Source organism: Oceanobacillus sp. B139/18 (assembly GCF_055524595.1).
The window spans coordinates 1-15,632 of the sequence record NZ_JBVFXI010000002.1 but is presented as its reverse complement, the minus strand read 5'-3'; the positions used below and the strand labels follow the sequence as shown (position 1 = coordinate 15,632).

Here is a 15,632-nt window from a genome sequence, read left to right as displayed (position 1 = left end):
GAAGAATGAAAAAAAATGCGATTCAGCTGACAGTTATTTTGCTTGTTTTTATGCTTTGTTTATCTGCTTTCCGTTTGATTTGGACGGGGCTTTTTCAAGAGGAGGTACAGCCCGATATTCAAAATGGGATGCTTGATATCCAAACTTGGGATCCGGGAGAGGAAGAAACACTGGTTTTAGATGGAGAGTGGGAGTTTTACCCTTCCCGCTTTATTATGGAGGAGAGCTCGGTGCAGGGGGAATCAGATATTATAGAAGTCCCCAGAGGATGGAATGATATACTAGGTTCTTCCTATGGATATGGCAGCTACCGACTGCAAATAAAAGTGGATCGTGATGCAGAACAAAATTATGGATTATACATACCAAGTATTCGCAGTTCATCGGAGATCTATGTTAACGGAAGGAAACTGGCATCATCGGGGGAGATAGCTGCAGAAGAAGAACAATATACTGCAAAAAATTTACCGCAGAGAGTCGTTTTTACAGCAGATGAAGAAGGTATTATCGATATCGTTATTCAAGCAGCCAACTATAAAGATATCAGAAGCAGCGGTATTATTCGTTCTGTGAGATTTGGGACAGAGCAGGCTATCTCAAGCGGAACGCAGCTGTCCAGTTATTTTCAAATCAGCATCATTGTTATCTTTTTAATTCATGCAGTATATACCTTCATTTTATATCTGATAAGAAATCGAGATAAGTATCTATTGTATTTTTCTATGTTGATGTTCTGCATGATTATGACATCTCTTTTAAGTAATGGAGATAAACTGATTCACCAGTTTTTCAATATACCTTATGATTTCGATTTTCGCATAGCGAATACCTTGCTTCTGCTGGGGTGTTATGCTTTGCTGCAATGTACCAATCATCTGGAGCTGCCATATTGGAAAAGGATATTTCCTTTTTATAAATGGAGTATATTTACCATGATGGGAATAACCTTATTTTTATCCATACCGCAGATTCTATTTTTATTTCCTGTTTATTATCTATTTGCTTTTATAGTTATTATCGTTACATTTTGCTCTATAGTCCGGCTGTATAGACAGAATCCTGCAACGAATATGTTCCTTGTACTTAGTTTTTTTGCTGTCGTTCATCATTATATATGGGATTTAACATGGAGGGAACAAAGTGTTTATTTAACGTTTTATCCATTTGATCTGATTGTTGCGGTCGTATGCTATATCATTGTCTGGTTTAAAGGGTATTTTCAAATGCATGAAGAAACAAAAGAATTGGCGTCCAGCTTACAGCGGATGAATCAAGAAAAAGATCAATTTCTGGCGAATACTTCTCATGAGTTCCGCAATCCTTTAAATAGTATCATGCTGCTTTCTAAGGCTGTCATGGATAGGGAAAAAGCAGTATTGTCAACGCGGAGTGTAAGTGAACTTCATACGGTATTGAACGTCGGAAAGCGAATGAACCTTTTATTAACAGATTTGCTGGAAGCGAGGAATTTAAATCGTACGAAACCGCGGTTGAACAAGCAGGCAGTTGCCCTGGAGCCTATTGCAACCGGCGTCCTGGACTTATTACAGCTTTCATCAGATATGAAGCAGCTGCAAATGGTCAATAAGATACCTAAGGAATTTCCAGCAGTTTATGCGGACGAAAATCGCGTAACGCAGATTTTATTTAATTTAGCAGGAAACGCTGTTAAATATACGAGTCAGGGAGAAGTCATTATATCCGCAGCAAAAAAAGAAAAGTATGCGGAAATCCATGTGACGGATACAGGTATTGGAATCAATGAAGAAATGCGAAAACGGTTGTTTCTTCCTTATGAACAGGATAATGCAACAAGTGGAATGCAGGAGGGCGGATTCGGGCTGGGATTAAGTATTACGAAACAGCTGGTTGAGCTTCATGGAGGAAGTATTTGGGTCTCCTCGAAAGAAGGGGAGGGAACAACTTTTACGTTTACTTTAGAATTAGCCTCTCCGCAATCAGCTGTACAGCTATCTAATCAGACGAAACAAACGGATGTCAAGTATCCGGAAAAGGCAGATGCTGAATTAACACGATTACATGACGGTCAGACTCCGGCAGTTTTACTGGTTGATGATAACCCGGCGAGTTTATTAGCATTAAACTCCATTTTATCAGAAGATGCATACGATACGATGACGGTGACCAGTGCGAAGCAAGCGCTCGAAGAACTGAAGAAGCGGGACTGGGACTTAGTCATTTCCGATATTATGATGCCGGAAATATCAGGCTATAAATTTACCGGCATGATTAGAGAACGTTATACCCTGACAGAACTCCCTGTCCTGCTGCTGACCGGAGGAAATACTGATATTCAGGCGGCCTTCTTGGCCGGAGCAAATGATTATATTACCAAACCTGTGGAGCCAGTCGAGCTGAAAGCCCGGATGGACTCTTTAATCACAATGAAGCGTGTTGCTGAGCAGCAATTACAATTAGAAACCGCATGGCTGCAGGCTCAGATACAGCCGCATTTCTTGTTTAATACACTGAATTCGATTATGGCCTTGAGTGAGTGGGATGTAGAGGCAATGCGCAAGCTTCTCGATGAACTCAGCAATTTCTTGAGAAGTAAATTTCGGTTTCAGCAAATGAAGGATCTGATACCTTTAGAAGAAGAATTAAACATTGTTCGTTCTTATCTATTTATTGAGCAAGTCCGTTTTGGAGAAGCTTTGCAGGTAAAATGGAAGCTGGATGAACAGGAGGGAGTCAATGTACCTTTTCTATCCATCCAGCCATTAGTGGAGAATGCGGTTCAGCACGGAATTAGAAACAGACAGGGAAAAGGAACGGTGACCATAAGCTTTCAAAAAGATCCTGCCCGCTCCAAAGCAGTGATTACCGTAACAGATGACGGGGCAGGAATAGATGAAGCAGACATTCCTAACATTTTAAAAGGAGAATCGGATAGCGAATCAGGAGTAGGTGTATTAAACGTAGAAAAAAGATTGCATCAGCATTACGGGAAAGGATTAACCATTATCAGTTCTTTGAATAAGGGAACGAGCGTATCCTTTGAAATAGATATATAATATATTCAGTGTGGGGTATTCTGCCGCCTTCATTGAAATAGAAGTACCTGATAAGTAAGGTAATAGTAAAAAAGAGCTTCATTCGTCCGGAAAGAAAAGTATTCCTGTCGGATGAAGCTTTATTTACTCATCCTATCGTATGTTCGGATTTTGAAAAGTGGAAACAGCAATAAATAATTATTTATTCCATTTAATACCGGTATAAAACTTCTATAAAAAGCAAATTTATATCGCGTAATAGGATATTATTGAAATAACAGAAAATTTCATAATCATATTTTGAAAGCTGAAGCAGGGGAAAGACAACTGGAAGTATGGATGATAACGCAGGCGTTTGTATAGAATTTGTATAGAAAAAAATCAGATAGCTACTATTTATCATCATGTATCCTTGAATATATATATGCTAGAAATACTAAAAGATAAATAATCAGGGGGAGATTCTATGCTTCAAATTGCTATTATTGATGACGAACCTTTGGCATTACAATATTTGGATTTACTGTTGCGTAAAATAGAAGGAGTGCATGTTTCAGGGAAATATATGAATCCAGAAGACTTGATTCAACATATTCAGACTGAACAAATAGACGCTGTATTTATAGATATACATATGCCTGCTATGAAAGGCACAGACTTAGCGGAACAGCTATTAAACATCAATCCTTCCTTACATATTGGTTTTGTTACGGCATATGATAATTATGCGATTAAAGCTTTTGAACTAAATGCAGTAGACTACATATTAAAGCCTGTAAAACAGGAACGTTTAGCTATAACTGTACAGCGGATAATTGAAAGAAAGATGACAGATCAGGATAAAGCAGTTGAAAACCGGACGACCGTCCTTAGGGATTTAGGAGCTTTGCAAATATACCAAGGGAATAAGCGGATTGATATAAAATGGAGAACGTCCAAAGCAAAAGAATTATTTGCTTATTTTATTCATCATCATGAAGATACTATCCGGAAAAGTGAATTGATTGATTTGCTGTGGAGTAACCTTCCCTGGGAGAAAGCGAATGCTCAGTTGTATACAACGGTATATCAGATTAGAAAGGTCATGCAGCAAATAGACGCACCTATTAAAATTATCAGTCAAAAAGAATTTTATCAAATTGATATCGATTATGATGTACAGATTCAGTCGCGAGAATTTAAGCTTGCAGCGTATGATTTATTAAAAAAAGAGAACATAAATACCGAGCAGTACTTCAAAGTACTGGACGCGTATCAAGACGAGTATTTAGCCGGCCTTGATTACCTTTGGGCTGTTAGCGAGAGAAAAATACTGAGAGATTTATGGCTGGAGCTTATCATTCGATTGTCAGCATATCTGCATCGTTATGAGAAATCGTCCTCCTACAATATTTCAAAATTAAAAGGTTTAACCGATTTTGATGCGGAAGCGGCAGAGATTGTAAAAGAAAAATCATGGATTTAGAGATATCCATGAAAAAGAGTTGATATAAATGAAGCGGGATACTATCCGATCGGGAATTTTTGTGATTCTCTGTATAATCAGTTTGTCAGTTTTGCGTCTAATTTGGGCAGGGTTATTTCAAGAAAATATAACTCCCGATATTCAAGAAGGAAAGCTTGATTTAAGCTCATGGGAAGTAGAAGAAGGGCAATCGATGCTGTTGGACGGGGAGTGGGAGTTTTATCCCTCGCATTTTTTGATGCAGGATGATGTCTTCTCTGCTGAAGTGCCGGAAACAATTCAAGTGCCCCACGGCTGGAAGAATAATCTGGGCTCTCCTTTTGGTTATGGGACTTATAGGCTGCAGGTAAGGGTACAGCCGGAGGATGACCGGAATTTTAAATTATACATACCAAACATCCGTACATCATCGGAAATCTATGTGAATGGACAGATAGTAGCGGAGACGGGTCGGTTGGCGGAAACAGAAGCTGCGTATGTTGCGGATATTATGCCTAAAACAGTGACTTTTTCAGCGGATGAAAATGGAAATATAGATCTTGTCATTCAGGCTGCCAATTTTATCGACAGCAGAGATGGCGGTATTTATCTCTCGCTTCGGTTTGGGACAGATGAAACGATTACGAGAGAAGTACAGCTCACAAACTATTCACAAGTTGTCATTGCAGCTATTCTGTTCATGCATACGGTATACACCTTGATTATTTATTTTATTGGGGGAAGAGATAGAAAAGTACTTTCTTTCTCGTTGCTGGCCTTTAGTTTATTTTCAGGTTTTTTGTTTTATACTGGTGAAAAATTGCTGCAGCAATTTTTTAATTTGAATTATGAATTAGAATTTTGGATGATCCATACGGTGTATTTAATCATTTTTTATGCATTGGTTCAATGTACCGATCATCAAAAGCTGCCTTATTGGAATAAAATCTTTCCATTTTTTCAATGGGGGATGGCAGTATTAGCTGTGGTCACTATCTTTTTGCCTATGCCGCAAATTTTAGCGCTTCGCCCCATATATAATATATTTGCTTTTTTTACTGTAGTTGTTACCAGCACTTCGATTATTCTGATGTTTAAGAATAATCCAAAGGCGAAAAATCTTATGCTCCTTGGGTTTATTGCAATTTCCAACCATGGGATATGGAATTATATATGGTCAGGAAAAAGTATTTATTTGACTTTTTATCCGTTTGATATGTTAATGGCAGTAACCTGCTATACGATTGTCTGGTTTCAGAGATATTTTCAAAAGCATAAGGAGACAAAAGATTTAGCGGAGAGATTGAAAAAAGTGAATGAGGAAAAAGATCAATTTCTGGCAAATACATCTCATGAATTCCGTAATCCTTTAAATAGTATATTATTGCTTTCCAAGGCGGTGCGGGACAGGGAAGAAACAAATTTGTCCAAACAGAGCATGACGGAATTGAATACCGTCTTGAACGTAGGGCAGCAAATGAATCTGCTGCTGGCAGATTTATTGGAAACTAGAAACTTACAGGTTAATAAACCAAGTTTAAATCGACAGGTGATTGCATTGAATCCGATTATCACAGGGATTATTGATGCATTGCGTTTTTCATCCGATTTAAAGAATGTGCCCATCGTCAATCTGATTTCTAAAGACTTTCCTCCGGTATATGCAGATGAAAATAGGGTGAAACAAATTTTGTTTAATCTGATAGGAAATGCTATTAAATTTACCCATCAAGGTTCAATCACAGTTTCTGCTTCTATCAAAGAATATGACGCAGAAATTCAAGTAACAGATACAGGCATCGGAATCAGCGAGGAGATTCAAAAGCGCATTTTTCAGCCTTATGAACAGGGGCACCCGGAAAATAAAATGTCAGAAGGCGGTTTTGGATTAGGATTAAATATTACGAAACAGTTAGTAGAACTTCATGGCGGGAAAATCCAAGTTTCTTCTAAAAAAGGAGAAAAGACAACCTTTACATTCACGTTAGCACTGGCAAGGAAAGAAGCGGCAGCATTGGCCTTTGAAAGCACAGTAGAAAAGCCGGTGCCGAAAGAAGATAAGAAACAAACAGTACAGCCAAACAAAAAGAATGCTCAGATGCCATCTGTCCTGGTTGTCGATGATAATCCGTCAAGTTTGTTGGCTTTAAAGGCGATTATTCCCGATGATGCATATCAGCCGGTATTTGTTTCCTGCGCTAAACAGGCTGTGGAAAAAATGAAAAAGCGGGAGTGGGATCTCGTTATTTCAGATGTAATGATGCCGGAAATATCAGGATATGAGCTTACCAGAATAATTCGGGAACGCTTTTCTCTGACAGAATTGCCTGTCCTGCTGCTTACCGGAGGAACAACGGATATACAGGCAGCTTTTTTAGCCGGGGCAAATGATTATATCACCAAGCCTGTCGAACCGGTTGAACTGAAAGCACGTATGGATTCTTTGGTAACATTGAAGCGTGTTGCCGAGAAGCAGGTACAGATGGAGACCTCTTGGCTGCAGGCACAGATACAGCCGCATTTTTTATTTAATACATTGAATTCTATTATGGCGTTAAGCGAATTAGACGTAGAAGGAATGAGAAGACTCCTGAACGAATTAAGTAATTTATTGAGAAGTAAATTTCAATTTCAGCATATGAAAGAGCTGGTCCCCTTGAAGGAAGAATTAAATATCGTCCGCTCCTATTTGTATATTGAACAGGTACGCTTTGGCGAAGCTTTACAGGTGAAGTGGGATCTGGAAGATGAAGAGGAGATCTATGTTCCATTCCTTTCCATCCAGCCATTAGTGGAAAATGCGGTACAGCATGGTATTCGAAACAAACAGGGCAAAGGAACCGTCACCATCAGATGTATAAAAAATATCTCCCGAAACAAAGCAACGATTACGGTGGAGGATGATGGGGCAGGTATAGAAGAAGCGGAAATGCAAACCATTTTAAACAGAGAATCTGACAGTAAATCAAGTGTTGGGATTTTTAATGTGGATAAACGATTGCATCAGCATTTTGGGAAGGGGCTGCAGATAGTAAGCTTGAGGGAGCAAGGATTGAAAGTATTTTTTGAGGTGGACTTGCCTCCAACAGAATAAGATGTACATTCATGGAACCTTCCTTTTATTAAGTGTTTTATCTGCTTAATAGAAGGAAGGTATCTTTAGTTAGTTTCATACAGATATTGGTATATTTCTGGATTATCAGGCTGTATAGAATTTGTATATATACATACTATTTTCTGGGTATACTCCGTAAGTTATGATAAAAATGACTACAAAAGCTCATTTCTAATATAACGGGATAAATTGAAATTTTACTTCATGAATACTAGAAAAATGGTACGGATTAGAGGATGAGTGTGCAGTCAAATGAAACTTTAAAATGTTTCTGTCAGTTGAATAAGTTTAAGGTCAGAGCGTTTTTGTGAATAGCAATCATCTATTCATCTATTAGAACACGTTCTTTTATGCTTTTCAGCAGAATAGAAATCATTTTAAAGATACAGAGATATTAGGAGGTGTCGGTTTTCCGTATTCCAGCAGTGATTAAAAACTAAATAAAAAAGGAGGACTGGAATAATTGAAGAGAAGAGCAAAAAGAGCCAGTATATTTATGATTTTTCTTCTTGTTATGCAGTCCGTTGTAACAGGTATTGCACCTATACAAATGGCGTATGCAGAAGAAAACAAAAATGATACGTTCTTTGATTTTGAAAGCATTTCTGAAGGATCTTTTTCCGAGGAAGATGATGGTTGGCTTCTACATATAGACTGGTCGCTTGCAGACTATGATTTAGAAGATGTAAACCAGCCTGTAGATTTTAATTCTCCTGTAGCATTAATCGAACAGGAGGGCACAATATCTTCGGAAGGGGAAGAGGTGGAAATTGCCTCCTTTGAAACAACAGAAGATATAATTCGTGTCACGTTTAATGAATCGGCACTGGAGCATTCAGAAGCTGAGGGTACATTGAAGCTGCAATTGCCTTTAGAAGAGGAAGAAGAAGTTGTTGAAGGAGAAGAGACCACTGAGGAAGCTGTAGAAGAGGGGTCAACGGAAGAAGGGACCGGAGAAGCTGTAGAGGAAGAAGTGGCTGAAGAAGAAGGGACCGAGGAAGCTGTAGAGGAAGAAGCGGCTGAAGAAGAAGGAACCGAGGAAGCTGTAGAGGAAGAAGCGGCTGAAGAAGAAGGAACCGAAGAAGCTGTAGAGGAAGAAGAGGCTGAAGAAGAAGGGACCGAGGAAGCCGTAGAGGAAGAAGCGGCTGAAGAAGAAAATATTGCGCCTTCTGCTGCATCTGAGGTTGGACCTCAGGCTGAGTTAGGGAATATCTTTACCTTTGAGTGGTTTAGACTAGATGGTGAAAATGTTGAAGACGGTCATGAAGTTGATTTTGATGGAACTTATGAGGTTCAATATAGCTGGGAAACAGATGAAACCATTCAAGCTGGAGATACAGCATCTATGCCATTGCCAGATGTATTTCTACATTGGGTAAATACGCCAGATCAACCTATAATGGTAGAAGGTACCCAAGTAGGAACATTTACCATTAATGATGGTGAATTGATTTTTACATTCGATGAGAACATTGAGGATCAAAGTGTTCAAAATGGATACGTAGGTTTCCAATTAAATTTTGACCGAGAAATATTCACTGAGGAATGGGAGCAAGAGATTGATTTTGATGGCGATGGTGAAAGAGATTTAACTGTTCAAGTTACACCGACAGAAGTTAATACAGATTTAGATAAATCCGGTCATACGGATAGCCCTGTCAATGCAAAAGAAGTTTATTGGACAGTTAATATTGTGAATGGTGCTGACGAGGCAATAGAGAATGGAATGCTGGCCGATGTTATTCCAAACGGTCTTGGCGAAGCACGTGATTTTGAAGTTAGAGAAATCACTATCGATGTGGATGGTAATGAAATCGTAGGAAATCCAATTGACGATTTTAACGCCCCAACTCTTACTGGCGATGGGTTTGAAATGACATTCGATTCTATCGATGGAAGAAGCGGGTATCAGGTCAATTATACAACGTCAATTGAAGATATTAATGTAGCACAGTTCACCAATGATGCGACATTTGTAAGTGATAATATTGACTTGGAAGCACAAGCAACCGTTTCTGGAGGTGAAAGAAGTAATCCGATCCAGAAAGAAGGAAATCGAGTTGATTCAGAATCGGGTGACCAGATTGAATGGACCATTATCGTTAATGAAAATGGTATGTCTATTGATGATGCCAGGGTTGAGGATCAATTACCAGACGGTTTAAAAATTGTTCCAGGATCTATTAATATCTCTTTAAATGGTGGAGATTCTGGTATCGAAGCTGATGACTTCCCAATCGAATTAGGTCAAGTAAGCCCAGATCAAACATATACAATCACTTACCTGACTGAAATTAATTGGTCAGAAGTTAATGAGGGTGAATACCAAGAGAATAATGGGTTCACAAATACAGCCATTCTTTTTGATGGTGATGAAGAATTGAACGATGATGACGCAACAGTTCAGTTCGATAGAGGCCCGATTCTTGAGAAAGTAGAAGCGGGCAACATTGATTATGAAAATCGTACAGTTACTTGGAAAGTTACTGTAAACAAAGCAAAACATCTATTGGGCGATGTTACCGTAACAGACCAATTACCAGAGGGATTAACATTAACAAACATTACAATTACAGGTGAAAATGGTAATGAATTCCCTGGAGCGACTCATGATGAAGAAGATGGCTTATTAACAATTGATTTGCCAGATGTTGGTACGGAAACAATTACAATTGAATATACGACTAGTATTGATAATTTCAATAATGCGGATGCATTTACAAACACTGTAGGTATGGAAGGTGACGGTGTTGGTGAAGGTGGCGAAGATAGAGATGCTACAATCCGTCCACATGCAAATACGTATCAAAAGAGTTTTGATGGAATTAACTATAATGAGAAAACAATTAATTGGCGTTTAAATGTCGATCCTACGAGAGAAGACATCAATGAAGGTTTTACCATTACTGATACCTTCACAAATGATGGGCTAATCTTATTGCCAGGGACAGTTGAAATTACTCTTGGTAATGAAAATCTTGTTTCAGGAGAAGATTATACACTTGCTCCAATTGAGGGTGGATACCAAAATGGCTTTACAATTGTATTCAATCGGGAAATAGAAAAAGCAGAATTAGTAGTGAACTATACTACTTCTTATGACGAGCAATTTGTGGATGAAGACGGAAATTCATTGATTCCTCATTCTAATGAAGATGAAGCTGGTCTTTATAGAAACCACGCACATTTTGAAGGAACAACGGAAAATAATCGTGAAATTAACGAAGAAGACGATGCTAGCCAACGTGTAATAGAAAATGCTTGGAATAGTGGCTTTAAAGAAGGGAATCTTGTTGATTCAGATAGTTGGTCCGATGCATCTGATAGAAGAATCGCTTGGCAAGTGTACTTTAACTATCATCAGCATAATCTTGGGGAAAATGTTTCAGTTACTGATACATTAGGTTATGACGGAGAAATCATTGAAGACAGTATCACAGTATCTGTTTATGAAGTAGATGCAGGTGGTAATACAACAATTACTGATACTGAATTAACTCTTAATGATGATTATACTGTAGAAGTTGAGGGTAATGAACTTACTGTTAACTTTAATGGTGAAGTAACTGAAAGATATGTCATTCAGTTTGAAACAAGAGTTCCAGACATTTCAGAAGAAAATTATGTAAACCATGCGGAAGTAACAACTGAAGAAGTAGAATATCCTTATTCTTCATCTGTGCATTATGACAGATGGGATAACGTGTTGAATAAAGAAGTTCTGCCTGATGTAAGCGAAGTTTATATTGGTGAAGAACTTGAATGGAAAATCACTGCTAATGAAAGCCTTTCAAGAATAAGTGATGCAACACTTACAGATACAATTAGTGCTGGTCTGTCATTTGTAGAAGACAGCTTGACTATTGTTACAAGTAGTGGTGAAGAGATTGGTTATACGCTTGAAACAGAAACTACTGAAGATGGCCAAACAATTTTAAATATCTCTTTTGATGAGGATTTAACGGAAGCTCTAACAATCACTTATACCACTATCGTTATTGCCGAAAATGGGCAAACTGTTAATAATACAGTAGACCTTAAGGGGAAAGAAATTGAGACAGTAACGAGAGAAACAAACGAAATCTCAGCAAGACAATTTTCATGGGTTGGTGGAGAATTCCGAATAGATCGTGGAGCTATCCAACTTTCTAAAGTTGATTCAGCTACTGAAGAAGTAATCAAATCTTCAGGAGCAACTTTTGAATTATATCGAGTTGTAAATGAAGAGAGAGTATTAATGGGCGAATTTACTACTGAGAATGGTATTTTAGAAGTAGGAAACTTATTCTTAGGGACCTATATCTTGGTAGAAATTGAATCACCAAATGGCTACGTGTTATCCGATAAAGAAATCGAAATTAATGTAGATGAGCCATATGGTGAAAATGAAATCGTTCATGAGGTTAATTTCGAAAACACCAAGGAAAAAATTAATGTAACAGGCACGAAAGAATGGCAAGGCGGCGAAAATCATCGCCCGGAATCCATTGAACTGCAATTATCCAGAGATGGAGAAGCAGTTGGAAATCCGGTAACCTTGGAAGACGGTGAAACAGAATATACATGGACGGACTTGGATAAAACTGATATCGAGGGTAATGAGTATAACTATACGGTCGATGAAGTAACTGTCCCAGAAAACTATGAAAAATCTGTTTCCGAAGATGGATTAACGATTACAAATGAATTCGTATCTCCAACTACTGAAATTCCAGTGGAGAAAGCTTGGGAGGATGCGAACAACCAGGATGGCAATCGTCCTGAATCCGTTGAAGTTGCATTATTTGCAAATGGTGAGGAGACTGATACGGAAAATATCACGCTAAGCAATGAAAATGAATGGCAAGGATCATTTACAGATTTACCGGAGCTGGATAATAGCGGAGATAAGATTACTTATACCGTTGTAGAAATAGACGTACCAGAGCAGTATGAGAGTGATATTGCCGGAGATGCAGAAAACGGATTTGTTATCACAAACAGCTATACACCAGGTACGGTAGATATCCCGGTAGAAAAAGTATGGGAAGATGCAAATAACCAGGATGGCGCCCGCCCAGACGGCATTACAGTACGTCTGTTTGCAGATGGCGAAGCAACACAGCGCTTCATCATTTTGAATGAAACTAATAATTGGGAATTTACGTTTGCCGGTTTAGATGAATACCAAAATGGAGAGCGGATTAACTATACTGTTGCAGAATCAAATGTGCCGGCTGGATACGAAAGTACTGTTAGTGGAAGTACTGAAAATGGCTATACCATCACAAACAGTTACTCGCCGGAAATGACGGATATTACAGTAGAAAAAGCATGGGAAGATGCCAATAACCAAGATGGAGCACGACCGGAAAGCATTACGGTTCATCTTTATGATGATCGTTCTAACGTTGTAGCAACGGAAGAAATAACAGCTGATGACGATGGAATTTGGTCACATGTTTTTGAGAACTTACCAAAATATCGTGATGGCGTAGAAATTGCGTACAGCGTGGCAGAGGATACAGTAGAAGATTATTCCACTTCTATTTCCAATAATGGTAATGGAACATTTACTGTAACGAATGAACATACGCCAGAGCAGACTTCTGTTACCGTCAATAAATTCTGGAATGATAAAAATGATCAAGACGGTCAGCGTCCAGACAGCATTCGCGTCCAATTGCTTGCAGACGGAGAAGCCTTAGGAAATGAGGTGCTCATTACAGCAGCAGATAATTGGTCCTACACATGGTCTGGTTTAGATGCGAATCGCGATGGCGGAAAACCGATTGATTATACAGTGAAGGAAGTCGATGTTCCAGCAGGATATGAGTCAGATATAAATGACGAAAATCACGGAGCAATTTCGATTACCAACAGCTATGAGCCGGAATTAATTGATATTCCAGTTTCAAAAGTATGGGATGACGGCAATAACCAAGATGGAAACAGACCAGAGAGTATTACGCTTCATGTCATCAATGGAAAGTCTGAAATTGTCCAGACAGCAGAAGTAACTGCAGATGAAAATGGCGAATGGTCTCATGTGTTTGAAGGATTACCGAAATATGATAATGGGAAAGCAATCCAATACCGTATTACAGAAGATGCCATCGAAGGCTACGGGGCAACTGCTGTAAAACAAGCAGATGGATTTGTCATTACCAACAGCTACACGCCAGAACAAACATCCTTGACTGTTACGAAAGGATGGGATGACGGCAATAACCAAGATGGCGTCCGACCAGAACATGTAACCGTTCAATTATTCGCTGATGGAGAACCTGTTAACAAACCTGTTCGCTTATCATCAGAAAATGATTGGAAGCATACTTGGACAGAATTAGATGTTTACCAAGACGGCGGTCAGGAAATCAACTATACGGCAGAAGAAACAAATGTCCCAGAAGGTTATGAGGAGCCAACTGTAGAAAAAGTTAATGGAAACGTGTTGATTACAAACAACCGTACACCAGATACAGTTGAAATTCCTGTTACCAAAGTATGGGATGATGCAGAGAATCAGGATGGGGTCCGCCCAGACAGCGTGACTGTAAATGTCATCAATGATGCATCGGAAATTGTTGGAACAGCTGAATTGAATGAAGAAAACGGTTGGACCCATACGTTTGAAGATTTGCCGAAAAATCGTAATGGAGAAGAAATTGGATATCGTGTGACGGAAGATTCCGTTGCGGAGTATTCAACCGAACTGGAAACCGGTGATGACGGCAGTGTGACTGTCACTAATGCTTACACGCCAGAACAAACATCGGTTACTGTTTCAAAAGGATGGAACGACAATGATAACCAAGACGGCATTCGCCCTGAACAGATTGAGGTTCAATTATATGCAGGGGAAAATGAAGTTGGCGATACGGTTATTCTGTCTGCAGAAAATGACTGGATGCATACATGGTCTGAACTGGATGCATACCAAAATGGCGGTGAAGAAATTAACTACACCGTAGAAGAAGTATCTGTGCCAGAAGGCTATGAAGTCTCTGTCAATGATGCCGACCATGGAAATATCCTGTTAACCAACCATCATGAACCGGCACAAACCAGTGTTCATGTTTCTAAAGCATGGGAGGATGCGGAAAACCAGGATGGCATTCGTCCGGCATCCATTACAGTGAATTTACTAGCTGATGGGGAAGAAATAGATTTCATCGAATTGAATGAATTAAATAACTGGCAATCAGATTTTACGGGCTTGGATAAATTTAAAAACGGCGAATTAATCGAGTATACGGTGGAAGAAGCAGCCGTTGACGGTTATGAGGCAGAAACAACTGGAAATGCGGAGGACGGCTACGTCATTACGAATACGCATAAGCCAGAGTTGATTGATTTAGAAGGAACGAAAATCTGGGATGACAATGATTATGTTGAACAACGCCCAGATTCCATCACTGTTAGTTTGTTAGCAGATGGAGAAGAAGTGGATTCAGCAGAAATCACTGCGGACACGGGTTGGACATTTGAGTTTACAAATATGCCTAAATTTGCAGCTGGAGCAGAGATTACCTATACAGTGGAAGAAGCAGCTGTTAACGGGTATGTAACGGATAATGTAGAAGGAAATGCGGCAGATGGATTCACTATCACTAATCGCCCGGCAAAAGTAAGTGTAGGGGATTATGTATGGATTGATGTGAACAAAGACGGCCTGCAAGACGAAACGGATATTCCGCTCCCAGGAGTCGTCTTAACGATTGAAGATAAAGACGGAAATCCAGTAACAGACGTCTACGGAAATCCAGTAGGACCAGTAACCACAGATGAAAATGGATATTATATCTTTGAAAATCTGCCAATCGATAAAACGTACATTGTACGAATTGATCGTGAAGCATCCGCAGAAGCCTTGGAAGGATATGTCCCAACCTTGGAAGAAGTGGGCAATGATAATTCAATTGACTCATCTATATGGTTTGCAATATCTCGACATTTAACAGAAGACGGAGAACATGATCCAACATTAGACTTTGGTTTTGTGAAAGCAGAATCAGAAGAGCCGACAGATCCTGAAACACCAGGAGAGCCGGGAGAAGAACCGACAGATCCTGAAACA

4 protein-coding genes are annotated in these 15,632 nt (G+C 39.2%); all 4 read left to right on the top strand.

The genetic code is table 11. From position 1 onward, the window contains the following. Positions 1–5 precede the first annotated feature (5 nt). The gene (locus ACZSMY_RS07490; RefSeq protein ID WP_465147636.1) at positions 6–3,035 is read left to right on the top strand and encodes an ATP-binding protein; all 3,030 of its coding nucleotides are present in this window, start codon (positions 6–8) and stop codon (positions 3,033–3,035) included. Positions 3,036–3,480: 445 nt separating this feature from the next. After that, positions 3,481–4,479 carry a response regulator gene (locus ACZSMY_RS07485; protein WP_052485029.1) on the top strand — a complete coding sequence of 333 codons (999 nt, stop codon included), beginning with the start codon at positions 3,481–3,483 and terminating at the stop codon, positions 4,477–4,479. Between the two features lie 28 nt (positions 4,480–4,507). Beyond that, positions 4,508–7,552, top strand: coding sequence for a hybrid sensor histidine kinase/response regulator (locus ACZSMY_RS07480; protein WP_341172854.1), 3,045 nt, complete (start codon positions 4,508–4,510; stop codon positions 7,550–7,552). A gap of 484 nt (positions 7,553–8,036) precedes the next feature. Then, the coding region (locus ACZSMY_RS07475; protein WP_465147635.1) for a Cna B-type domain-containing protein at positions 8,037–15,632 on the top strand (7,596 nt) is incomplete at its 3' end.

Coding starts and splice junctions, on each gene's coding strand:
- ACZSMY_RS07480 (WP_341172854.1), top strand. CDS start 4,508: ATGAAGCGGGATACTATCCGATCGGGAATTTTTGTGATTCTCTGTATA.
- ACZSMY_RS07485 (WP_052485029.1), top strand. CDS start 3,481: ATGCTTCAAATTGCTATTATTGATGACGAACCTTTGGCATTACAATAT.
- ACZSMY_RS07490 (WP_465147636.1), top strand. CDS start 6: ATGAAAAAAAATGCGATTCAGCTGACAGTTATTTTGCTTGTTTTTATG.